This window comes from Pseudoalteromonas sp. CO342X (assembly GCF_004208915.1).
Lineage (GTDB): Bacteria > Pseudomonadota > Gammaproteobacteria > Enterobacterales > Alteromonadaceae > Pseudoalteromonas > Pseudoalteromonas maricaloris.
Map to the genome: position 1 here is coordinate 179,683 of NZ_SGPH01000035.1, position 25,026 is coordinate 204,708.

A 25,026-nucleotide genomic window follows, 5' to 3' on the forward strand; every position below is an offset into this window, starting at 1 on the left:
CACAGCTGCGAATATCAATAGCCACTCGCATGCCTTTTAAACACTTGTAAACATTATGTCAGCGCTATCATTTCTTAAACCTTCAAAAATAAGAAAATACAACCATAACAACCAAAAAAAACCAAACTTTAATACTAAACAAGTCTCCACTCTATTGACTACAAATGCTTCACAAAGTTAAAAACACTATTTTGTTTACAGTCATTTACAATGTAACTGAAATTTATTTAATCTCTCACAAAAATGAAAAATATCGATTAAAAACAATACAGTAAGAATTTTTTATAGCCATTTATCCGTCCACATATAACTAAAAAATTAGTGCAAATAACAAAACAGCGCTTTCTTTTTTTTAACTAGGAGTTTACTTTCACTGACCATCAGCTTTTTATTAACAGCTGAACAACAAGTTAGAAACTAGGGAAACATTATGACAATCAATAAAAACTTTAAGCGCGCTGCACTAAGCGTCGCAGTGAGCGCATTATTCACTGCAACAGCAGTTACAGCCGCACCAGCACAATCAATCGGCCAAGATGCAGCGCTTGCAGCAACGGCACAAAAACTATCATCACAAAGCACGCTTGGTACACAGTTCATCATCAAGTACAAAGATGCTGGTTCGCAAATGATGGGCCTTTCAGCTGCGGATCTTGCTCCTGCTAAAATGCAACAACGTGCAGAAAGCTTTGTACAAGGCTTTAAGAGCAGTAAAGCGAGTGCTCGCGCTCAATACGTACGCCCAATGGCACTTAGCAATCACCACGTTATGCGTGCTGACAAAAAACTTTCAGCAAAAGAAGCACAAGCATTCATGAACGAAGTGATGGCTTCTGGTAATGTTGAATACATTGAAATCGACCAGATGTTAAAACCATTCGCAACGCCTAACGATCCTCGTTATAACGATCAATGGCATTACTACGAAGCTGCTGCTGGTATTAATGCCCCAGCTGCGTGGGATAAAGCAACAGGTCAAGGTGTGGTAGTTGCGGTACTAGATACAGGTTATCGCCCACATTTAGACTTAGATGCCAACATTCTGCCTGGCTATGACATGATCTCTAATACCTTTGTTGCTAACGATGGTGGCGCACGTGACAACGATGCTCGTGACCCTGGTGATGCAGTCACTCGCGGTGAATGTGGAACTGACTCTTCAGGTCAACCTGTACCACGCGCGGATCAAGACTCAAGCTGGCATGGTACACACGTAGCGGGAACAGTTGCTGCGGTAACAAATAATGGTGAAGGTGTAGCTGGTGTTGCTTACGACGCTAAGGTAGTGCCTGTACGTGTTCTTGGTAAATGTGGTGGTTTAACGTCTGACATCGCTGACGGCATCATTTGGGCATCTGGCGGCTCTGTATCTGGTGTGCCTGCAAATGCTAACCCTGCTGATGTTATCAACATGAGTTTAGGTGGCGGCGGTGCATGTAGCGCAACCACACAAAATGCAATCAACCAAGCACGTAACAACGGTACAGTCATTGTTATTGCGGCAGGTAACGATAACGATAACTCAGCAAACTACAACCCAGGTAACTGTAATGGCGTAGTAAACGTAGCATCTGTAGGTCGTGATGGTAGCCGTGCTTACTACTCAAACTATGGTGCAAACATCGACGTTGCCGCTCCGGGTGGCGCGCAAAGTTTTGCTGATGATCCAGAAGGTATCTTGTCTACGCATAACTCAGGCTCTGGTGCACCTTCAAATGATAGCTACCATTACTCACAAGGTACGTCGATGGCGGCACCTCACGTTGCGGGTGTTGCTGCGTTAATCAAGCAAGCTAAACCATCTGCTACGCCTGACGAAGTAGAAACTATCTTGAAAAACACTACACGTAGCTTCGCTGGTAGCTGTTCAAACTGTGGTACGGGTGTTGTTGATGCAGCCGCTGCGGTAAATGAAGCTTTAGGCGATGTTGTCACGCCACCTACAGGTAATACACTTGAAGATGGTGTAGCGAAAACAGGCTTAAGTGGTGCAGCTGGTAGTGATCAGTTCTTCACTTTCGACGTACCTGCAGGTAAAACCAATGTTACCTTCACCATGAGCGGTGGTACTGGTGATGCTGACCTTTATGTAAAACTTGGCAGTCAACCAACTTCAAGCAGCTATGATTGTCGTCCTTATGAAGGCGGTAATGCCGAAGTTTGTAGCTTTGACGCACCTCAAGCTGGTACATACCATGTAATGATTAACGGTTATAAAGCTTATTCAGGCGTAAGCTTAGTTGCTGCAACTTCGGGCTCTAGCACAGGTGGTCCACAAGCAGGTGGCGGTACAATTGAAGATATTTCAGCTTCAAGCGGTCAGTGGGTTCACTACACAATCGAAGTACCAGAGGGTATGAGCGACTTCACCGTGAAAACGTTTGGCGGCTCAGGTGACGCTGACTTATTCGTTAAGTTTGGCTCACAACCTACAACAAACAGCTATGACTGTCGTCCATATGAAAATGGTAATACCGAGACTTGTGTAATCACTAATCCGCAAGCGGGTACATGGCACCTAAGCGTTAATGCTTACCGTACGTTCTCTGGCCTAACGTTAGACGCGCAGTACAAGCCATAAGCAAAATTTAGTAGGCTCTGATTGAGTCTTCTTTCCCCAACGAGAGGCTGCATTTGCGGCCTTTTTTAATTATTTTGTAGAGCGGTTCAGCTTACAGTAGTCGAGATAAATCTCGACCTACAACCCTCACTGGTGGGAACGAGTTTACCTCGCGAGATTTTAACTGCTCGCCGCGTGAAGCGGCTCCGATGTTTCAGCTTATGCTGTCGAGATAAATCTCGACCTACAAAACTCGTTGCTGGGAACGAGTTTACCTCGCGGTCTTTTAACTACTCGCCGCGTGAAGCGGCTGCTACGTTTTAGCTTGCAGTAGTCGAGATAAATCTCGACCTACAATACTCGCAGGTAGAACAAGTTTACCCCGCGAGATTTTAACTGCTCGCCGCGTGAAGCGGCTCCGACGTTTCAGCTTATACTGTCGAGATAAATCTCGACCTACGGCACAATCCTGATTACTGCAAACCTAAAGTGCCCCTGATCTCTCGCATTTTCTCTTTAAGGCTTTGTTGAATTTGCTGAACTTGCTCATGTGAGCTATTAACCTGACCTTTCATGCTGTCCATGGCGTGGCCAAAGGTATCTAGTAGATCTGATTGCTGATTGGCAAGATCCATTGCATGGGCGGCAACTTGGTTGGCGCTTTGTGCGCTCTCTGCCACACCTTCTGAATTGCGTTTCAACTCTTGTGCATGGCCTGTTTGCTGCTGTGCCTCATCTGCCAAAGCCGAGATTTGTGTCGATACTTTGTTTGAATTATCACTCAAAACATTTAATTGCTGGTGGATATCTGTCAGTGAGGCTTGTGTTTGCTGTGCAAGCTTTCGTACTTCGTCCGCAACGACCGCAAACCCGCGACCATGTTCACCTGCGCGAGCCGACTCAATCGCCGCGTTGAGCGCGAGTAGGTTCGTTTGTTCTGCGATGGAGCTGATCATATCAATCACTTTACTCACATCCGAAACACCATTAAGTAATTCATTTAAGCTCTCTAATCCCTGCTCTACCCGCTTTTGCGTGGTAGATGAAGCACTCAACATAGCATCCGCATAGGACACACTTTGTGTCATTGCTTCAAAGGTGTTATTTGCATTGTCGGCAACTTGCGCGTTGATTTGATTGGCATCCGCCCCAAGTGCTCTAAGCGAGTCAAGCTGTGCCTGGTTTTGCTCCACCTGCTCAAACGTGTCTCCAGCTTGTGCAGAGATCTGCGCCAAGTTAGTGTTCATCTCCTCCATAAAGGTATTAATCACACTCAGCATTTCTGAGCGTTCGTCCGCTTCTGCTCGCTGCCTATCGATTAACTGATTAAAGTAACTCGCAATTTCGCCAATTTCAGTGTCTTGGTTTTTACTTTCAATATTACGTAATTCATTGCTTTCGATAAGCTGAGCGAAGCCATCGCGAAGTTGTCTTAGCGGAGTTAATACTTGATTGAACTGCACAAAGTAGACACCACCTGCAAGCAGCACGAGTAACCCAATTGCCACACCAAACAGCATAAATACATTGGTTTTTACGTCAGCCTGCTCAGTTTTTAAGTTGGTTTCTGCTTGCAGGATATTCTCTGAGATTGCTTTAATGTCACCTCGCAGTGCCAGCATGCCAGCTTGACGTTGTTTGGACTGCTGTAAGGTATTTTCCAAGTCGCGGGCATAACGTTTAGGCCAGCTCACAAGCTCCGCTTTTATTTCTAGCGCGAGGTCTTCGGCTTCGGCACCTAAAAATAGCTCGTCTTCGTCTACCTCACTCATTACCCCTAAGTTTTCGAGCCGGTCTATTCGCGCAGCAATATCCTGCAAACGGCTTAAGCTCGACATCAAACTCTGCTCGGTCTGCTGTTCGTAAGCCATAACTAATTGGTAGGTATATAAGCTCAAATTCGAGACTTCGCTAAAGTAGTCTGAAGCGAGATTAAAGTAGGATTCTTTGGCGGCACTATCTTGTGCTTTAATTGCGTACTTAACGAGGCTCGATGCTGAACCTGACATTTGTCTGAGCGCATTATCCAACAGCGCAAGTTCATTACCTGAGAGCTTGCCAAGTGCTCGATATTTACCTGCAATATCCTGTTGTAGTTGTGTGAGTTTAGTTTTAAGTTGCTCAGCAAGCGCTGGTGGCAACTGTTCCACACTTTGCTGTAATGCTTTGATTTGTTCATCAGCCTTACTTAAATACTGACTGTCGCCCGCACTCAAGTAATCTTCTACTGTACCCTCAAGCTCGATGATCACCGCATTTTTAACTTGATTGTAAGCGGCGTCTTGCACATCAAGCTCTGTTAATACTTGGCTCGTCCAAAACAGACTCGCCCCAAGTAGAATACTCGCAGTGGTCAATAATATTGCCAATAGCCGAGTAAATGTAGACACGCGCATAGAATCACAACCCCTTTATCAAAATGCTCCGCAAGAGTATTAAGGATTTATGACAACTTAATTAAATCTGGTTACCTTTTCTGTACAATAGTACAAAACCATACTTTTTGCGTATATCCATCTAGATATCTACTGCACAAAATTAAATCAGGTAGTGGTGTGCTATTTCATTGCGGCATTAACATAAACGTCAAAGCGGTTTTTCTTGGTTTTTATTTGCATACTTGGCGTTTTATCATTTAAGAAGCCAGCGTAGTCTGGACGTTTTACCACCACCCTTTTAGCGGCTAACTGCAAAGCAAAAGGTAATAGTGCGTCCGCATCCAAATCATTGCCAACTAAGTCTTGGAATACACGCATTTCTTTTTTCACTTGCGCTGACTTTTCGCGATGTGGAAACATAGGATCAAGATACACTACATCCGGACGCCAACCCGCTTGCTCTAACAAGTCATGGCTGGAGCCAAACTCCAGTCGCATAGTTGACTGCACCCATTCGCCAATTTCAGCATCTTGATAGGCGCGTTGCAAGCCGTCATATAGCAGCGCTGCGACTACCGGGTTACGCTCGTGTAGCACAACTTTGCAACCCATAGACGCAAGCACAAAGGCATCGCGTCCAAGTCCTGCAGTTGCATCCAATACTGTAGGCACAGCACCTTTATTTAGGCCAACCGCTTTTGCAATTGCTTGCCCTTTACCACCACCAAATTTGCGTCGATGAGCAACTGCGCCAGTCACAAAGTCAACTCGGATAGCACCGAGTTTTGGCTCATCTTTTTTGAATAATTGTAAGCCTAGCTCATCATAAACCAATTGAAACTCCGCCTCGTTAATATTAAGCGCGGATAAATTAAACAGCTTAGTTAGCGTATCTAGGTAGGATCTGTTTTCTTCAAAAGGGGTGTGAATGTACAAGCTAAGCTCCCAAGGGTTACCAACCGTGGCAGTATACCCCTTTCCCTTTCTAGTGTCTTTGATTATCCAGTGGCTTAAAACAGTTCAATATCTGCTTGCGACGCCACTTCATCCTCACCCCAAGGTTTCGCTATTTTGTTTAAACTCTCTATAAGCTGCTGGCGTACCTCAGTCACTTCTCCTAACTTATATTTAATTATGGTTAGCTCATCACTTAAATAAGTGAAATGCTCATAGAGCTCTTGCAACCGCTCTCTTTCGCTTGGTTCTAAGACTGCAAGCTTGTCGCTTTCTAGCACCGTCTGAAACTCAGCAACTTTGCCGCTGTAATGATCGCCAACGCCGCTTAAATGATCGCTCAGCTCAGCAAATACCTGCCCGATATGTTCCACTTTATTGAGTGCATCTTCACTGACTTCCATGTCTCTGATTTTGGCATCAGTGGCTTCCAGTATGTGCGGAAACAAATCTTTATAGCGACCATAAACCGCAACATCGTCCACTGGCATGTTTTTAATCAGTAAAGAGACTTTAGGATAGTTAATGATAGTTCTGCGACCAAAATCAACAAAGCGACTGCCATCTTTGTGTTTCTCAAATAACTCTTGCTCTATCGGTTGAATAGCTCCCTCGCTGGAGTAAAACATCGCGTCTTGGTGATACCAAAAAGCCACCGCAACATCGAGCTCCATCGGCATAAAAAACTCTAAAAAATGAGCGCTCAAAGTATTGAGATCATGCGCGTGATACGATTGCCCAACGTAGCGCATTATACGACCCATATCACCAGAGTCAGTCATGGCTATTTCGGCTGTGGTTTGGGCGCGCTGTACGTCTTGTTTGAGCTGCGACGAGGTTTTTCTATAGTCATCAAGAACATTAATACGCGCTAACAACTCTTCGGCGTTAAAAGGTTTAACTATGTAGTCTGCAGCGCCGGCGTTGTAGCCCCGCATCCGCTCTGAAATATCGGCACGAGAAGACAAAAACATAACTGGGATCTCAGTGGTGTCCTCTAGTTTTTTGAGTTGCTCACATACCTCAAAGCCCGACAGTCCAGGCATCTCGACATCAAGCAAAATAATATCCGGACGATATTTTTTAGCTAACCGTAAGCCTTCCTCACCATTTTTCGCATGTAATATTTTGCAAGTGCGCGATAGCGCCTCGTCAACAATGTGATGGACGAGTTTGTCATCATCAATGGCAAGAACCAGTTTCGTCATGTGGCTTTCCCTATTAATTCATATCTTTATAGAATAGTCAGAGATATTGAATTTGCTAACAAAAAGCCACACTTTCTAAGACAAAAAAAACGCCTTCAGAAGAAGGCGCTTGGAGTGGAAATATAACTAGGCGGCGATCCCACTGTGGCGTAATAGCGCATCCACTTTTGGCTCTCGACCACGGAAGCGAGTAAACAGCACCATTGGCGCTTCTGATCCCCCCTTTTCAAGAATGTGATGCATAAATTCACGTCCGGTTTGCGGATTGAATATCCCTTCTTCTTCAAACTTAGAAAACGCATCCGCAGACAGCACTTCTGCCCACTTATAAGAGTAATAGCCTGCACTATAGCCACCAGCAAAAATATGGCTAAAGCTATGCTGGAAGCGATTAAATTCGGGAGCTTTAACAACCGCTGTGCGTTCACGCACCGCATTGAGCATAGCTTGAATTTGGCAATCTATGTTTGGCTCAAAGTCTGCGTGAATATGAAAATCAAACAACGAAAACTCCAACTGACGTAGCATTTGCATGGCTGATTGGAAGTTCTTTGCTGCCAGTAATTTGTCTAACATTTCTTTTGGTAATGGTTCACCCGTTTCATAGTGCCCTGAAATGAAGTTCAGCGCTTCTTCTTCATAGCACCAGTTCTCTAAAAACTGACTTGGCAGCTCAACCGCATCCCATGCCACACCATTAATACCAGCAACCGGCGCTGCATCCACTTGCGTAAGCATGTGATGAATACCGTGACCAAACTCATGGAATAAAGTGGTTACTTCATTATGGGTAAATAGCGCAGGTTTATTGCCAACGGCTTTATTGAAGTTACACACTAAATAAGCGACAGGAGTCTGCAACTCACCATTTGCGCGTACTTTTCGGCCCATGCAGTCATCCATCCAAGCACCACCACGCTTATGTTCACGGGCATATAGGTCGAGATAGAAATGACCACGCAACTCACCTTGATCATCGTGAATAGCAAAAAAACGTACGTCTGGATGATAAGTATCAACGTCTTTGACTTCACTCACACGGATCCCAAACAGGCGATTTACGGTTTCAAACAAACCGGCAAGTACCTTATGCTCAGGGAAGTAAGGACGCAGTGCTTCGTCAGAAATCGCATACTTAGCTTGTTTTAACTTTTCGCCATAATATGCGTAATCCCAAGGTTTTAGCTCACCTACACCGTGCTCTTTATTCGCAAAGTCTCGTAGTTCAGCCACTTCTTGCTCGGCTTGTGGTTTTGACTTAGCGGCAAGGTCGTTTAAAAACTTAAATACTTGCTCTGGCGTCTCAGCCATTTTGGTTGCCAGTGATTTTTCTGCAAAACTAGAAAAGCCAAGTAACTGAGCCAGTTCGTGTCTAAGCGTAAGCGCTTCATGCATAATCGCTGAGTTATCAAACTCGCCAGCATTAGGCCCTTGATCCGAGGCGCGGGTTACAAACGCACGATAAGCCTCTTCACGGAGCGCTTGGCTATCTGCGTAAGTCATCACAGGAAGGTAAGAAGGAATATCTAGCGTAAATACCCAGCCTTCTAATCCTTTGGCTTCGGCAGTATGAGCGGCAAGTGCCAAGGCAGATTCCGGTAGCCCAGTTAAATCAGACTCATCAGTAATATGTTTTTGCCATGCCTGAGTGGCATCCATTACGTTGTTGCCAAACTTTGATGCCAGCTCCGACAGTCGTGCCACAATTTCGCCATAGCGCTTTTGCTTCGCAGCTTCAAGCGCAATGCCAGAAAGTTGAAAATCACGCAGTGCATTATCCACCGACGTTTGCTGAGCAATCGTTAAGCTACCAAACTCAGCTGACTCTTTTACTGCTTTATAGGCTTCATATAGCCCTTGATGTTGGCCACAATAAGTCGAATATTCGGAGATTAATGGCAAACACTCATCATACGCTTTGCGCAGCGCTTCTGAATTGACTACTGAATGCATATGCGATACCGGCGACCACATGCGGCTAAGTTTATCGTCCGCTTCTTCTAGCGGTAGTACAAAGTTGTCCCAGGTATAATTCGACTGCGCTAAAACAGTGTCGATAGTTTCACGGCAGTGCGCGATGGCAGATTTTAATGCTTCAACAATATGTTCAGGCTTAATTTTCGAAAAAGGAGGCAATCCTTCTAGCCCGATTAATGGGTTACTCATGGGCACGCTCTTTATTTTCTAATCTAATATTGAGGTTGAAATAAGGGTGAATGACCGCATTTACAAGTATCTGAACAGATTTTTGCTTAATATCGGTCTTCGGTTGTGCACTTTTGCTATTTACTTAATATAAAGTAGTAGGGTTTAAGCAAAACAAATAATTGGCGAGGAATTTTTATGGCTCAACATTTTGACTATATCGCAATCGGTGGCGGTAGCGGCGGGATCGCATCTGCAAACCGAGCGGCGATGCGAGGTGCCAAGGTGGCATTAATAGAAGCAAAGCACTTAGGCGGTACTTGTGTAAACGTGGGCTGCGTTCCAAAAAAAGCGATGTGGCACGGCGCTCAAGTTGCTGAAGCCATTAAACTATACGCACCAGATTATGGTTTTGATGTTGAACTAAAGAACTTCGATTGGGGTAAGCTGGTAGAAAGCCGCGAAGCCTACATTGGCCGTATTCACCAAGGTTACAACGGCTACCTAGCAAAAAATGGCGTCACCGTGATCAATGGCTTTGCTAAGTTTGTTGATAACAACACCATTGAGGTCAACGGCGAGCACTACACTGCCGATCATATCAACATTACCGTAGGTGGCCGCCCAACGATCCCCAATATTCCAGGCGCTGAGCATGGTATCAATTCAAACGGTTTCTTTGAGCTTAAAGAGCAACCTCGCCGCGTAGCGGTTGTAGGCGCGGGTTATATCGCGGTAGAACTTGCGGGCGTATTGCACAGCTTGGGCACAGAAACCCACCTATTTGTTCGTAAGCACGCTCCACTTCGTAATTTTGATCCTATCTTGGTTGAAACCTTAACTGAGGTAATGGAAAAAGAAGGCCCAACGCTGCACACTCACGCAGTACCACAGTCAGTGACCAAAGAAGAGGATGGCTCAGTCACCTTACATCTTGAAAATGGCGAGTCTTATACCGTAGACAAACTGATCTGGGCAATTGGCCGTGAACCAATGACAGATCTTATCAACCTCGCTGCGACAGATGTAGAGACCACGCCTAGCGGCCATATTAAAGTCGATGAATGGCAAAACACCACAGCCAAAGGTATCTACGCGCTCGGTGATATTATGGATGGTGGCATAGAGCTGACGCCTGTTGCCGTAAAAGCAGGTCGAATGCTAGCCGAGCGCTTATTTAATCCAGAATTACCAAACGCAAAAATGGATTACGACTTAGTCCCTACCGTCGTATTTAGCCACCCACCGATTGGCACCATTGGCCTAACAGAGCCAGAAGCGCAAGAAAAGTACGGTAAAGACAACATCAAGGTCTATACCTCTACCTTTGCTGCAATGTACACCGCGGTCACTCAGCACCGCCAACCATGTCGCATGAAGCTTGTATGCGCAGGCCCAGAAGAAACTGTAGTAGGCCTGCACGGCATCGGCTTTGCCGTAGATGAGATGATCCAAGGGTTCGCCGTCGCAATGAAGATGGGCGCAACCAAAGCAGACTTTGACTCGGTAGTCGCAATACACCCAACCGGCTCCGAGGAATTTGTTACTATGTAAATTTCTCTCTGGAAAAGTGAAACTTTACATTTGCTAACTCTGGAAAACTATCTAAGCTGACCAATTAACATACAGTTATTGGTCAGCTTTTTTATGCTCACAATTGTTCAATCTGATGATTTTGAAACTGAGATCCAAACACCGTTTTGCGAGACAAAATCAAGCTTTCAGCTAAAAGGCTTTCCAACCTTTTATGAAAATGGTGAATACGTCACGCCAATAAACCTTTGGATGAATCACCTCATTAACGTAAAACGCGCAAAAAACATCAATTCAAATGTGCGTGCCATAAGCCGATATTGGCGGTTTTTAAAAAACCATAAACTCTCTTGGAAAGACTTTCCAACCATCAAATCAAATAAGCCAACATACCTTTTTAGAAACCAAGACCTCTTGGTAGCAGTGAAAGCCGGTGAGCTAAATAGTTCGACCGCAGCGGTTTACATGAACCACATTATAAAGTTTTACGAGTGGGCATATTACGAAGGGCTAATTGAGTTTTCGAAAGAAAATAAACCTTTTGAGGTTGAATTTGTTAGCATCAAAACTACTGGAATGTTGGCACATATCAATCGTAATTACGTGGTAAGGAGCTCTGATTTAAGGATCAAAGTGCCAAGGCGAACACCAGAACAAAGCTTAAATCCACTTACCGAAGATGAAGTAAAGCTATATTCTCGAGCACTCAAAGAACAACCTATTGAATTTCAAATCCATCAACTATTGCAACTTATGTGCGGCCTGCGTATTGAAGAGGCCTGCACTTTCCCTGCAAGCCTAGTTAAAAGGTGTAACCCAGATACATATCATGTTCAAGTCAGCATAGGGCCAAACAATGGCGTGCATACTAAATTTGGTTCTGTCAGAACCATCGAAGTGCCAACTGTACTAATGAACAAAATGTACCGTTACCTGATTAGTGAAAGGCGCCAGAAAAGAGAGTGCAAAGCTGAGAAACCAATTGCTGAATTGCTGATTACCAACCGAGGCAAACCATATAATCCCAACGCGATACAGCGTCATTTCAACTTAGCTCGCGGTCATATTAGAAATAAACTCAACGCACATTTTCAGCACAGAACTCATGATTTACGCGCAACCTACGGTACCTTTCGCCTAACGTCACTCTTGGATGAAAACATTGGGTTATCACCCTTTGATGCCATGTCATTAATCATGGGCTGGATGGGACATAAAGACGAAAAAACAACGTGGCGGTACCTAAACTTTATAAATCGAAGCAAAGCATCTATACGCGCTGTTTGTTTTTTAGACCAAGTAATGGACTCGGTTATTAATGAAAATAAGAGCCAAGAATGAAGAGAAATTCAAAGCTAAATATTGATCTCAAACTTAAATTGAACATCTATGGTGAACAATTTATATACCCAGACTTTGAAAGGTTTAGATATAAAGGAGTACCCACGATTTTCAAACTTGGTAAAGGGAATTTACTTAACCGTGATGAACTTGTTATTAAGTGGTATCAGGCATTCAAGGAGAACAGTGAGTACTCTGACACAACTCTACATTCTCTTTATAGAGTACTCACAAAATTCGTGAAAGTCTGCGACAGTATGCTTGTTAACCCAGACTCAAAAGAGGGTGTCAGTGCATTTGAAGCACATCTAGTTCATAGTGTCAGAGTTGGTGATAAGGGCTCAAACTCAGCAAAAGGTGAGCTAAGCAACCTACGCACAATAATGAAGATGCTTGATAACCCTGTTGATGATTGGTTTTCTAAATTCAAACTATTTAGGAGCCAAGTCAATGCCACACAAGCATACTCAGTATCAGAGCTGAAAAAGCTGATTAAAATATTGCAAGAGCTATATTTTCAGCTTTCAAAGCAAATTCAAACCTCACCTAATAAATACATTCGAGCAGGAAGACGTGAACAGCACGCAAGCTTTTCTTTCAACAATATAAATGTTCCTGTATATGGCGCTATTACCAAATGTTACTGCGCAGCCTATTTCTTACTCTCTTACTATACTTGGGCTAACGCCAGTACAATCAGAGATATGGATATACCAAAAGCTTCTCAAAAGAAAGGACAGCAAGGTAAATGGTTTGTGCAAACAGCGCTAAAAAAGAGAGCAAATAAGTTTGTGACCATTGAGATCGGCGATAATCTCAGTACTGACATTCCAAAACACGCGCTTAACTTTATCAATGATCTAATTACCCTAACACGCACATTGTTTCCAACCTCCAACAGATTACTGCATCAATGCGTAGATAGAGTGAATCAACCTCTTTGCCCTACCCATATTCGCTCAAACATGAATTGGCTAATTAATACCTTTGAACTAACTGACGATAATGACCAAGAACTTAGGCCTGAAGCTAAACGCTTTAGGGCAACTGGTGCTGCTAATTACTTAGCATTAACTGGAGACGCACTTACCACGGCACAATTACTTGGAAATACTCCTAATGTTGTGCAAAAACATTACAGTAAAGGGAACGAATCAGAAAACTTAGCTCAGCTACAGGCCACCGCAAATACCTTAGAGAATGCAATAAAATGTGGAGATATTGATGATGCAAGAAAGCTGACTCTTAATCAAATGAAACTTGAAGTGCTACCCTATGAGGAGTTTGTAAATCGATATGCTAAATCAGGTAACGCTCAAAAAACATCTTTAGGCACCGGATGTAAAGATCCTTTTGATAGTCAAGGTAATCGTTTTCGACGAAAGGCGTCTATCGATAACATAGATATGAGCCACCTCGCCTGTGCAGACTTATTAAATTGCTTTTCTTGCCCAAACCAAGTGCTGGTAGAAGAAGTAGATGACATTTGGTGTCTGATGAGTTTCTATGAAGCATTGAAGGATACTCAATCAGATCACCAAAATATTGCCCACTTCCAAAAAAACTTTGAGCCTGTCCTAAAAAAATAAAGCAAGTACTTTTCAGTATAGATCTAAAAGTTCGAAGACAAGCAGAGAAAAAACTCATGACCGAAGGGCGGCACCCTTTTTGGCCCAATACTCTTAACCTAGCCATATAGGAAGTATTTACTATGAAGCCATTACTATCTATACCTGAAAATTTACTTCAAGAAAATAATATATTAATTGAAAGGGTGATTGAGCTTTATGAAAGACAAAATTTTGAAGAGCTAAATAAAGTCCCTGCAATGATAGATCAAGATGGACGTACGATTAGTTTTTTTGGTGACAATACATGGGATCTTAGTTGCTATATTGATGCAAAGGTCATTACAAAGAGAAGTGCGACATTTAACCACCTTGAAAGTAAAAGTCTTCTTTTTGAACAAAAACTACTCGCATTTCTAAGCCTTTATGCTGTTGGTTCTTTCAGAAAAGGGATGATTATAAAGCCAACTACATTTCTAAATAGAAACATGCACTTAACTCAAATATATAAATTTCTTGAGTCAGTCCAAGCTAAATCTATATGTTTTCTTAATCACCCAATTCAATTTTCTAGATATTGTGAACACATAAAATCATTAAAAATGAGTGCATCTTATATATCAAAAATATTCTCTGTCATTAACTGGATTGAAGCCCTTAGTGAAGATTCACCTATAAAACTGCGAATCAACAAAGAACATAATCGGGAAATTGGAAGAAAACTAGGCTGTCCATCGAAGTTAGTGGAAGAGCAATACTACGCTATCCCATCACGTTTAATGCAATTAATTTATTCTAAAGCAATAAAATATATAGAAGACTACCATCCGATAAGACACCTATTATTGGATATAAACACTGAACTATACGAGAATTACCAAGTCGCTAAACTTATCGTTGATAATAAAATAAGTTCAGGACAATGGAATTGGATAACAAAGAGCTCACCACAATATCGAATTGAGGTTTCTAAAGCTACTCCGCAAAAACCTAAAGATATAATTAATAGCTATATAAAAGGAACTCCATATGAACACCTAATTTCGACCGGTAGAGGGATGTTTGCGAACTTATTTACGCACCTTCAGGTCTGTTGTTTTGCTGTATGTGGAGCTTTTACTGGAATGAGAAGGTCTGAAATTTTTGGCATACACGAAAATAGCTTCAAAACTCTTCAGCTAAATGAACAAACATATTATTCTGTTCAGTCTCTACATAGCAAAATGACTCCTGCCGTCGCTGAAAAAGTAGAGTGGCTAACCTCACCAATAACTAAAAAGGCCATAGAATTAGCAGCAACGCTGACACAACATATGCGCACGCAGTTGATGTTGTCAGCGAATAGAGCTGATAACGAGATCGCCTCAAGCATTTGGCTCATTCAAAGACTCAAAAGTAAAATGCCAAATATACTTGGTAGCACAACTATTTTTTTGCACTACAAACAACTAGTCACAGAGTCTAATGCAATTGTAAATGAAGAAGACTATGAGGAGTTTGCAATTATCAACCCCAACTTAAACATACATGCTTACAAACAAAAAATAATGGTTGGTAAACCTTGGGCACTCACAACACACCAGCTCAGAAGAACTTTTGCCGTATTTGGCAAACGTCATAATTTATTGTCTGATGTCGCCATTAAACAGCAATACAAACACCTTTATTTACCAATGGCACAATGGTATGCAGAAGGAGGGATAGCTGCCAAAATTAAACGTGTGAAAGTAGATTCTGAACTCAATAATTTACTTCAAGAAGTGGATAGAGAAGTCACTACACAATTGCTATTTCAGTGGTATAACTCTGATGACAAACTATTTGGCAAAAAAGGCATAGACGTTGTAAAAGACAGACAAAATAACGCTGTTAAATACTCATCTTGGGATGCTTTGTATGCGCAAGTCTCAGCTGGTCGAGTGTCTATCGTTGGCACACTTCATTCATACTGTATGGCTGGCTATGAATGCCGAATGGAAAAGGTTGTATCACCAACCAACTGCTTTAACTGCGAGAATGTCGTTATTGACGAGACTAAAGCGCAAGCTTGGCAAAAAAGGCATCTATGGATTGTTGAAACCATAACCGAAATGGAGGAGCATACTAAACTATCGCAGTCACAGCTAAGCCATTTCATTACCCAGCTTCGTGCAGCTGAAAAAGTTATGGATTACTTTGATATCAGTTACACTCCTTACAAACCTGAAATTGAGATCAGACAGATTTGAGTAAGTCAGAAAATACAAGATTAGAGCTTCTAAACGCCATTGACAGAATACTTTCTGGCAACACTATACGTATTGATGCCAAACGTGGGTTAAGCGCGATTGCGGTGGAAGAGGAAGCTAATCTCGGTAACGGCTCGGCTTACTACTACAAAGACGTCATTGAAAAGATTAAGCAACTCAAGTCAAAAGTCATCACAAAAAAACAAGCACAGCAAAACTCTGATGTCACCAAGCTACGAGAAAAGCTTGCCAATGAAAAGCGATTAAAAGAAAAGTACCGCGATGAAGTTGTTAGTCTCAAAGAACAGATGTCACTAATGGCCGCTACTCACAACGCTCTTGCACTATCGAATCATCAATTTCTAAAAAGAATAAATGACTTAGAGTGTGAACTGCATTTGATGAAGAAGTAACCTGCTCTAAATCAGAAAACTTTAAACTTAAAAGCTAGGAAGCGAATATGCGATTTACAGAAAATGGTCCAAACATTCCTGATACCCTTTTAGAAAAATGTGATCACGGTAAAGTGGTTTTCTTTTGTGGGGCGGGAGTTTCATTTAACTCTAAGCTTCCTGACTTTATTGGATTAACTGAGCAAGTAATGGAGTTCTTCTCCCCTCCTGAAGACTCTGAAGTACACAAAGCGTTTACCCCATGGCTTCAAAGTGATGGGCACCTTTCTCATCCTAAAGTTCCGTTAGATCAAATTTTCCACATGCTATATCAGGACTATGGCCGAGATCAGGTAAATCGTAAAGTTGCAAAGATACTCTCTGAGTTTGAACCTTCTGGTAGTCGAGCTAAAGAACATGGAATAATTAAACGACTTTCAAGAAATGTAGATGGCAGTCCGAAAGTAGTAACTACTAACTTTGATAAGTTATTCGAACTAAATGACGATACAGTAACATATTGGGAGCCACCCGTTTTTCCTGATTTAGCATCTGGAGTTAACCTTGAAGGAGTTGTTTATTTACACGGTAGGCTAAAAGATATTTCAGAAAGAACACACCCATATATTTTAAGTAGTGCTGATTTTGGTCGAGCGTACCTAGCCGAAGGATGGGCAACGAAGTTCATTTTACAATTACTAGATACATACACGCTTGTTCTAGTGGGTTATCAAGCCGAAGATCCCCAAGTGAAATACCTTTTACAAGGGTTAAATCACAACGAAGACTTCGATCGTTCAAAGATTTTTGCCTTTGATAAGGGTGATACTGAAAATGTAGAGAGTAAATGGCGCGATCGTGGCGTCACAGGAGTAGCATACTCTGAGCATGCAGACTTATGGGACACACTTTCAGTATGGGCCAACAAAATTGATAATCAACAAAAATGGCGAGATAACACTCTAAAGCTAGCCCAGTCAGACCCAAAGAAGCTATCACCTTTTCAGAGAGGTCAGGTTGCAAATTTGATTTCAACTACGGCAGGGGCAAAGTTGTTCAGTCAAGTAGAACCTGCACCTACAACAGAATGGCTATGTGTATTTGACGCGTATGTCAGAACACGAACGGCTAGTTCTTGCACTGAGTTTTTCGATAGAAAAGCTGAAACCTTTGATCCATTTATTGAATATGGGTTAGATGATGACCCCCCGCGACCTGAAGAAAAAGAAAAGCTAAGTACCCTCTTGCCTCATAAAAATTATTTAGCTTGGTTACCTTTTGACTCTCTAGATCTAGAAAGCCTCAGTTTACATTCAAGTCAGTCATTATTATCTCCCAGACTCTGGTACTTGAAAAATTGGATTGTAAAAAGTTTAAATAATCCAATAGTCGCGTGGTGGGCAGCCCAAAAACATGAGTTAGCAGTGATATTGAGGGAAGAAATAATTGAAAAGCTAGTCAACGACAAACAACTTCCCCCCAAAGCAGTAAAAATACTTAATGTCATAGTCACCCAACATTCTGGAATGCATAGCAGGTTCCACCCCTCCTATTCCCACAACCGATTTGAAGAGGTGTTAAAAGCACAAGGCTGGAGTACAACTACGTTACAATTCTTCGAAGCTGAAATGACCCCCTTTATTTATCTCACCCCTCCTACAGGATTAAGCTCATCAAAGCCACCAATGAAGTCTTGGGAAGATCTGCACACAAGGGATATTTTTGACTATGAAATCAAATTCCCACTTCAACTAGATCACAATATTGAGGTGCCTGCCAAATATCTATATCGTATTTTGCTGGCTACGTTACAACACCTTAGAAATGCCAATGACTTAGCAAAAGCACTAGATAAAGATTATTACTTTATCATTCCAACTTGCTACGCCATTTCAGAAGAGGACGATTACAACTTACAGGAACATAGTGCTTTTTATTTTTTCCTTGAAAAGCTTCAATTGCTTGTAGACTTTGCTCCATTGCAGGCGAAAGCACTGAGTTTAAACTTAACATGTGAGCATTCGATATATTTTACAAAACTGGCCTTATTTTCCTACGGTTACAGTTCGTTATTTTCGTCAAGCGAAGCTATAAACTACTTACTGTCATTAGACCAAGAACATTTTTGGGATGATAACTACCGGCTTGATATTCTTAAACTGCTGCAAAAAAGATGGTCTGATTTACTAGAACCTCACAAGGAGAAGTTAGCAAAGCGAATTCTAGAAGGGCCACCCAAGTCTAATTATGAGACTGATGGTGAGCATGAACATTTTAAATTCAGGCTGATATGTACATTTATCGAATGGCTAAAGTCGAAAAGCCTTGAGCTACCAGAGCCACTTTTAAATGAAATTAATAGGATAGACACACAAGGGGACGAATTAGTAAAAGCCGACTTAGCCGAGCTAGAGCAGACAACATCTAGCAGAATATACAGAGTCACAACTGATGATGACGCAACCCCGTTACGCAATACACCTATTAGTGACATCATTGAACGTTCGAAACAGCTCCTCTATAGAAAACCAGGAAGTCTAGTAGCAGACAAGCCATTCAATGGGCTAGTAAAAAGTAATCCTAGAAGGGCTATTTTAGCTTTATCATATCAGGCTAAAGGAGGATGTTATCCCATAGAGTTTTGGTCTGCTTTATTAGACTATTGGCCAGAAAAAACTAGCAAAAGAGAACGCATTGCCCTACTTAAGGGCCTTCAAAGAATCCCATCTAATCATTTAATTGAATTGCGCTTCTTTTTACATAAATGGCTTGAGAAGTATTTTTCAAGTTACTTAAATGAACTCCCAGCTTTATCTTGGCAGCTAGTTGATCATTGTATTGAAGCAATGCAGTCGGAAAGCTTTGAACAAATAAGTTCAAAAAAGAAACCCGCTAGTGCTTACTTTAAAGAAATAACATTCAAGGATGCATATAGTTCCTTAGCTGGAACATTGATAAATACCTTAATTCATCAACTAGATTCCATGAAGCTAGCTCAAAACAACGGTATTCCAGACGTTTTTTTAAGTAGATTTAACCAACTACTAGCAAGTGGGAACATCGCATGTGCGTACGCCGCAGCCTCACTATGTTATCAAATTAACTTTTTACACTATATTGATTTTAACTGGACTGAGAGAAATCTAATATCTATGCTGAACCTTGAACACAAGCTAGCGGCTCCATCTTGGAGTGGCATTTGTGCAAACAGACTACCTCATGAAAAAGTTAGTTCTGCTTTTAGACCTTTTATAATCAAGCTATTCCCTACTGTATATGAATGGAACTGGGAACGAAACTTACTGAAATTAGCGGCTGACAAACTCATTGAGCTCTCTTTGCCTGATTACAAAGGCATAGATAAAATAAAGCCCTCCGAAGCTCGGAATTGCATTCGAGGTATGAAAGAAAATGAGCGTGCTGCAGCTATTCATTACGTCGGATTAGTATGTCAAAAAGATGAAACTCGGTGGCAAACTTGTGCGATACCACTGATTGAAAAAATCTGGCCTAGAGAGCGAGTATGTATTACGAATATACAGACTTTAGCTTGGGTTAGGCTACTAGAAAACTCAGGAAAACATCTTCCAGAATTGCTAGGGGCAATAGAATGGTGCCTTGCGCCTTTTGATACTCAAAATCATTGGTTATATACATTTACGAAATCAAAACCCAACTCAGAATCTATAGCGTCACAATATCCTGAAGCAACATTAAAGCTTTGCTCCCTGCTAATCCAAGAAAAAACTAAGTACCTTCCGTATAAGTTAAAAGAAGCGTTAGAAATCATAGAGCAAGCAGAGCCGAAGCTTAGTATCGATAAACGATTTATAAAATTGACCAAGCTTCAGGAAGCTATATGATAGAGACAAAGACTATGAATATTTCGCTTTGAACATAACAAGGAAGAATAATGAATACGAACTCTATTGTTCAGATAATAACATCGATAACAGCTATTGGTTTAACTGTCTGACTGGTAAAGCTCGGCGTAAGCTTTACCATGCCTGCTTTATTACGGCCTTAGCTGTTAATACAAACATAATATTTGGACTAGTTTTCCTTATAGAGACCGAGGTTCGTGGTTAGCTTAGCACTAAAAATTCAATTAGATAAATAGACTCTTAGTGAGGAACTTATGGAGCAGTATCCAATGTTATTTGATGCAGCAAAATTTTACGGGAGAATACTTGCTGCAGAGGTATTAGTAACTCGTAAAGACAGCATTATTAAGCTCATAGAAAACAAAATAAATAGAGGCCCTTGGGTCTTTTTTTCCATAATAAAAACTAGGCGTGAGTATCAACACGTAAAGATAAATAAATTAGTTGAGAATGAAAGATCTTTTACTGAGCTCGAAAAAAAAGTAATGTGGGATGGAATTATTGAGTCTCTCCAATCAAGCTTAATAAAGATTGAAAATAGAAATCCTTCCCTAACCGAAAAAAAAATAAAAAAGCAGTTATGTAAAAATACTTCACCTCATCCAATAGGAAAAGGAGGTTTTGGTATTGTAGAGCGAGTAAAATTGCTAGATGGAACTTTTGTCGCTCGAAAAACCCTTCAATTAACAGGTGAGGAAAATAGAGATAAAGACCTTAAAAGGCGCTTTAAAAGAGAAGTTGAGTATCAAAGTAGCTTTGAACACTCGAATATAGTGCAAGTGATAGACTCAGACTTAGAGGGACACTCTCCTTCATTTATGATGCCACTTGCATCATGTCACCTAGGAGGTGAGGGTAAGGCTGGGTTATCTTTTGACTTTGATACAAAAGTAAAAGCGTTTCTAGATACACTGAATGGCCTAGAGGTATTGCATGAAAAAGGCCACACACACCGTGATATTAAGCCAGGAAATATCCTACGATTTGATTATGCCGACAAGCGCTTTGAGTATAAGGTATCTGATTTTGGATTGATTTCACCAGTTGATAGAAACAACACTACTAATATTACATCTACATGGGGTGTTTACGGTACCGAGCACTACATGTCAAGAGAGTGCTTTCTGAATGGGTTTAGGGTGGCTAACGTTCAATCAGATATCTACTCATTAGGCGTGTTACTTTTGTTCTTATTTAAAGAAAGTGGCGAGAATCTCGGCGTACCCTATGACGAGAGAACATCAGCTGGGGTATTTGGAGACATTATATCTAAATGCACAAAAAAAGAGCGAAATGAAAGATATGAATCAATTGCACAACTTAGAACTGCTTTTAATAGTGTAATAGGAGAAAAATAAATGGATCATTATCTTGAACTCGTTGAGGTGGTGGCATTTTCTCACTCGAAGAGCTGCGAGAAGGAAAATGAAGATGCTATTTTACCCGCGGTAGTAACAAAAAATGCAATATTTATTGCTCTTGCCGATGGTGTGGGTGGATCTAATGGTGGCAGTACCGCTTCTAATGTAGCTATATCAACCGTTAGGAGAGAAATATTAGACAACCCAGAAAGCAGCTTAGAAGATATTTTTAATAAAGTATCCAATAACATAAATGCTGAAGCTGAGAAACAAATAAATAAAAAAGATATGGCTACAACACTGGTTATTTGTAAAATTACTACTAACAAAGTGGAGATTGCAAATGTTGGCGACTCAAGGGCTTATATGATTAAAGGGAGATCAGCGGATAAGCTGACAACTGATCACACTAAAAAACAAGAGTTAATTGATTCTGGTGTTTTTAACAGCTCTGAACTAAAAGGCCATCACTCGGGAAATTTACTAACTAATTCATTAAGAGCTAATAAAGCATTTAAACTGGACATTAAAACTTACGAATCTAACGGCGGTTCAATTTTACTCGTTTCAGATGGTGTTTACGATTTCTTTGATGGTAGTAGAATAGTCGGAAATAATACCAAAGAAAACTTACTTCAAGTTTGTAGCAATCTTAAAAAAAGGGTAATAAACAACGTTCCTCAAGATGATTTCTCACTGGTCGCAGTGCGATTTAAAAACCAGAAAAGGAAATCAAACCAATCTAATTGGGAGGGCGTTCAAAATTCTGTGTAAGATGATAACACCTAAATATCCAAATACCCATCAAAGTGGATCGCGAGTTGCGACAGTGTCATGTTCCAATTTTGGATTGGCATTGTCCACTTCTTTGAGGCATTTAATATCCCAGCATAAAGCAGTTTCAGCAAGCTATTTTCGTTTGAGAAGCCACCTTTGGTTTTCGTTAATTTGCGGAACTGACGATGCTCTGCCTCAATCGCATTGGTGGTATAAATCGCCTTGCGAACATACTCAGGGTATTTAAAATAAACAGACAAGTTCTCCCACTTGGCTCGCCACGAGCGCAGCACGATTGGGTATTGTTCCCCCCACTTTTCCTCTAAACGATCTAGTTCCAGCTCAGCCGCTTCTTTACTGACTGCGCGATAGACTGGCTTTAAGTCAACCATAAACTCTTTCTGGTGATTTGAGGCCACGTATTTGATTGAATTACGAATTTGATGGATAACACATTCCTGCACTTCTGTATTCGGGTAGATGCTGGCATACGCTTTTGTTCTAAACGAGTTTGTCCGACCGTCAGCTGCTCTCCGCCAATAGCAGTAGGTTTGGTGTCCATACCTATTTATCAGAACAAATAAATAAAACACGAGCTAATCCGACCCCCATTTGTCTGGAAAATCATTTTCCAGAGCTCAAAAAAGTCCAAATTTCTTTGCTATTTTTCACTTTTTCTGGAAAAGTCTTCTAGACTAGGTAGGGTGTAGATTTCCAGAGAGTTTCCAGATTTGGATGTACAGAGTACACTATTACTATGAGATAACAGACTGATTTAATTATCAAATAATCTTTTAAAAATAAAACGCGAGCGGCAGACAAGCTCGCGTTTTTTATTTATACCCAACACTAGGGTTTTGTGATACCGACGATGGGAATACAAGCTGTGGCTGGCACAGCTTTAAGTAATGGTGGATACGTTAACGATTACAAATGTATTCTTCGCCACCGTTTTGATAGTCACGCTGCCAGTAGCAACTTTTGACTATTTTTTCTTTACAGATATGTGCAAATGTATGGTTAAACTGATGAACGATGGCACCACTAGAATTGGTTAAGAAATAATAATAATCAGCAAGTTCGTAGCTGATATCCCACCAAAGCTCTGGGTTTGTTGGTGTGCCACGATACGTGCGGTTTCTTCTCACAACTGAGTCGGTGCCAGTACAATCAGGTAATGCAACCATTGTTGAAAAACCACCTTGCGCGTCCGTCAAGAGATCCTCACTGCCAATTGTTTGGCCTGTATGAGTAGCTACGCGAAGTGAAACTTGCGCGTAAGGGATTGCATTGCCTGCATCATCAATAACCTTACCTGACATGCCGATCTCTTGGTGTGCTTCTAGCAATGATGGTTCGAGGAGATTAGTTAAATTCTCATTATTCCACGCATTCATACTGGTTAGCTTAGTTGCAGCGTCTACATTAGAGACTGTCAGTGCGTACTGTGCAGCAGTTGGTGGTAAGTTGTTTTGATCACCTCGCGCGCGGAGCGTAACAGAGGAGTTTGGATTAACATTCACATTAAGTAATTGGTTGTTAGTTGCTTTAACCCATGCAGTACCAGTCCAGAGCTCCAAAATAAACTGCTCACTTGCACTAAAGTTAAGTTTTACTTGGCTTTGCGCTGCACCGGTTTGATACGTAAAAAAGTCCAAGTCATTTTGATTATCAATATTGCCCTGCAAGGTCATGGATGAGGACATTGTCGTTGCTAAAGCTGGTTTATCATTTGCCTCTTGAGCATCAAACTCAGGGTGACTAAACCAGCCCATGATCGCCTGCTCGGTTGCAACGCCTTGAGTAGATTCCGCGGCAAGAATATAAATGCCAGGCTCAACTTTATGTACTACTTGTTCAGTGGTTGCTGTAGCTAGGTTTGAATAATCTAGCGCTGTGAAACTATTGTCGTCCTCCAGCTTAAATAGATACAGGTTATAATCAACCCCAGCAGGTATGTTCACAAGCAGACCTTCGACCTTTGTAGCCTCGGTTATTTCAACACTGTAGCACTGAATTTGTCCTTCCGCGCTAAAGTTGGTGTAAACCGCACTATCTAGTGCCAGCTCTGGACAACCGCTGCGCTCAGCAGGGGTTGTCCCAGTATTATTGAGCTGCATGTTCACCATATTTTGCGTCAACTGCTGCGATTTACGGACTTGGAACGGAAAGTTGGTATGCAGCGGCGCACTTGAGTCTTGTAATATTTGGCCGTCTAATTGTGCGCCGGGTAGCGCTTCAATCTGTAACTGCGGTGCAAAGTCAGTTGGGATTTTGTTGTGGTTTGCTGACGCGGCTGAAGACAATACTGCCATCAGAGCAATTGCAACACCGCTTAATGATTTTGTCATTTTTGTCATTTATGAATTCCTTTCAGTAGATACTGTAGTACCAATCCACCTTTGCGCACTAACCACTCCAGATAAGCGAGTTTGGCAAAACTTTACTTAACCATTTGCTTTACAAATAAAAGGTAAGTGTAGTTACCAAGAAACGAATTACTTCAATGTAGCTAGGCATTTGAGTAGAAAGGCAAAATGTTTTTGCTTGCAAACACAAGCGCAAAACACTTTATTTAATAATTACCACCAACTCAATAACAGATTATTAATATTTTATTATTTTTTGACTTACGTCACTTGTGAGTGTAATTCTTTTGGGTTATTTTTAGAGTCTATATACATCGGTTCTGATACT

Annotated in this window: 14 protein-coding genes and 1 pseudogene; 9 read left to right on the forward strand and 6 right to left on the reverse strand. The window is 41.5% G+C overall.

Annotated features, from left to right (window positions below):
- Positions 1 to 430 precede the first annotated feature (430 nt).
- Positions 431 to 2,581, forward strand: a complete 2,151-nt coding sequence (locus EXT47_RS16225; protein WP_130127063.1) for a S8 family peptidase — start codon at positions 431 to 433, stop codon at positions 2,579 to 2,581.
- 452 nt (positions 2,582 to 3,033) lie between these two features.
- On the opposite strand, the gene EXT47_RS16230 is transcribed toward EXT47_RS16225, so the two are convergent.
- The 4 genes from EXT47_RS16230 to prlC all read right to left on the reverse strand — a co-directional run bounded on the left by EXT47_RS16230 (position 3,034) and on the right by prlC (position 9,266).
- Positions 3,034 to 4,956: a methyl-accepting chemotaxis protein gene (locus EXT47_RS16230; protein ID WP_130127064.1), complete on the reverse strand. Its 1,923-nt coding sequence runs from the start codon at positions 4,954 to 4,956 to the stop codon at positions 3,034 to 3,036.
- 162 nt (positions 4,957 to 5,118) lie between these two features.
- Positions 5,119 to 5,817 carry a class I SAM-dependent methyltransferase gene (locus EXT47_RS16235; RefSeq protein WP_239652605.1) on the reverse strand — a complete coding sequence of 233 codons (699 nt, stop codon included), beginning with the start codon at positions 5,815 to 5,817 and terminating at the stop codon, positions 5,119 to 5,121.
- Positions 5,818 to 5,948: 131 nt separating this feature from the next.
- Positions 5,949 to 7,100, reverse strand: a complete 1,152-nt coding sequence (locus EXT47_RS16240) for a PleD family two-component system response regulator (RefSeq protein WP_039492853.1) — start codon at positions 7,098 to 7,100, stop codon at positions 5,949 to 5,951.
- A gap of 126 nt (positions 7,101 to 7,226) precedes the next feature.
- Entirely contained in the window at positions 7,227 to 9,266 is a 2,040-nt protein-coding gene (gene prlC, locus EXT47_RS16245) for an oligopeptidase A (RefSeq protein ID WP_130127065.1), read from the reverse strand.
- Between the two features lie 177 nt (positions 9,267 to 9,443).
- On the opposite strand from prlC, the gene gorA reads away from it, so the two are divergent.
- From gorA to EXT47_RS16285, 8 genes are all read left to right on the forward strand, one after another.
- Entirely contained in the window at positions 9,444 to 10,799 is a 1,356-nt protein-coding gene (gene gorA, locus EXT47_RS16250; RefSeq protein WP_130127066.1) for a glutathione-disulfide reductase, read from the forward strand.
- 93 nt (positions 10,800 to 10,892) lie between these two features.
- A complete protein-coding gene (locus EXT47_RS16255) occupies positions 10,893 to 12,119 on the forward strand; it encodes a site-specific integrase (RefSeq protein ID WP_130127067.1) in 1,227 nt (408 codons plus the stop codon).
- Positions 12,116 to 13,708: a hypothetical protein gene (locus EXT47_RS16260; RefSeq protein WP_130127068.1), complete on the forward strand. Its 1,593-nt coding sequence runs from the start codon at positions 12,116 to 12,118 to the stop codon at positions 13,706 to 13,708. Before EXT47_RS16255 ends, EXT47_RS16260 begins: the two co-directional genes overlap by 4 nt.
- A 122-nt stretch (positions 13,709 to 13,830) precedes the next feature.
- Complete coding sequence (locus EXT47_RS16265; protein ID WP_130127069.1) at positions 13,831 to 15,915, forward strand: integrase; 2,085 nt, start codon at positions 13,831 to 13,833, stop codon at positions 15,913 to 15,915.
- Positions 15,912 to 16,328 carry a hypothetical protein gene (locus EXT47_RS16270; protein WP_130127070.1) on the forward strand — a complete coding sequence of 139 codons (417 nt, stop codon included), beginning with the start codon at positions 15,912 to 15,914 and terminating at the stop codon, positions 16,326 to 16,328. Before EXT47_RS16265 ends, EXT47_RS16270 begins: the two co-directional genes overlap by 4 nt.
- Positions 16,329 to 16,375: 47 nt before the next feature.
- Complete coding sequence (locus EXT47_RS16275; protein WP_130127071.1) at positions 16,376 to 20,170, forward strand: SIR2 family protein; 3,795 nt, start codon at positions 16,376 to 16,378, stop codon at positions 20,168 to 20,170.
- Positions 20,171 to 20,445: 275 nt separating this feature from the next.
- Complete coding sequence (locus EXT47_RS16280) at positions 20,446 to 21,549, forward strand: serine/threonine-protein kinase (RefSeq protein ID WP_130127072.1); 1,104 nt, start codon at positions 20,446 to 20,448, stop codon at positions 21,547 to 21,549.
- Entirely contained in the window at positions 21,550 to 22,326 is a 777-nt protein-coding gene (locus EXT47_RS16285) for a PP2C family serine/threonine-protein phosphatase (RefSeq protein ID WP_130127073.1), read from the forward strand.
- An 11-nt stretch (positions 22,327 to 22,337) separates the two neighbouring features.
- On the opposite strand, the pseudogene EXT47_RS16290 reads toward EXT47_RS16285, so the two are convergent.
- Positions 22,338 to 22,826: pseudogene (locus tag EXT47_RS16290) on the reverse strand (transposase); the annotation flags it as partial.
- A gap of 423 nt (positions 22,827 to 23,249) precedes the next feature.
- Positions 23,250 to 24,689: a carboxypeptidase-like regulatory domain-containing protein gene (locus tag EXT47_RS16295; RefSeq protein ID WP_130127074.1), complete on the reverse strand. Its 1,440-nt coding sequence runs from the start codon at positions 24,687 to 24,689 to the stop codon at positions 23,250 to 23,252.
- Positions 24,690 to 25,026: the final 337 nt, after the last annotated feature.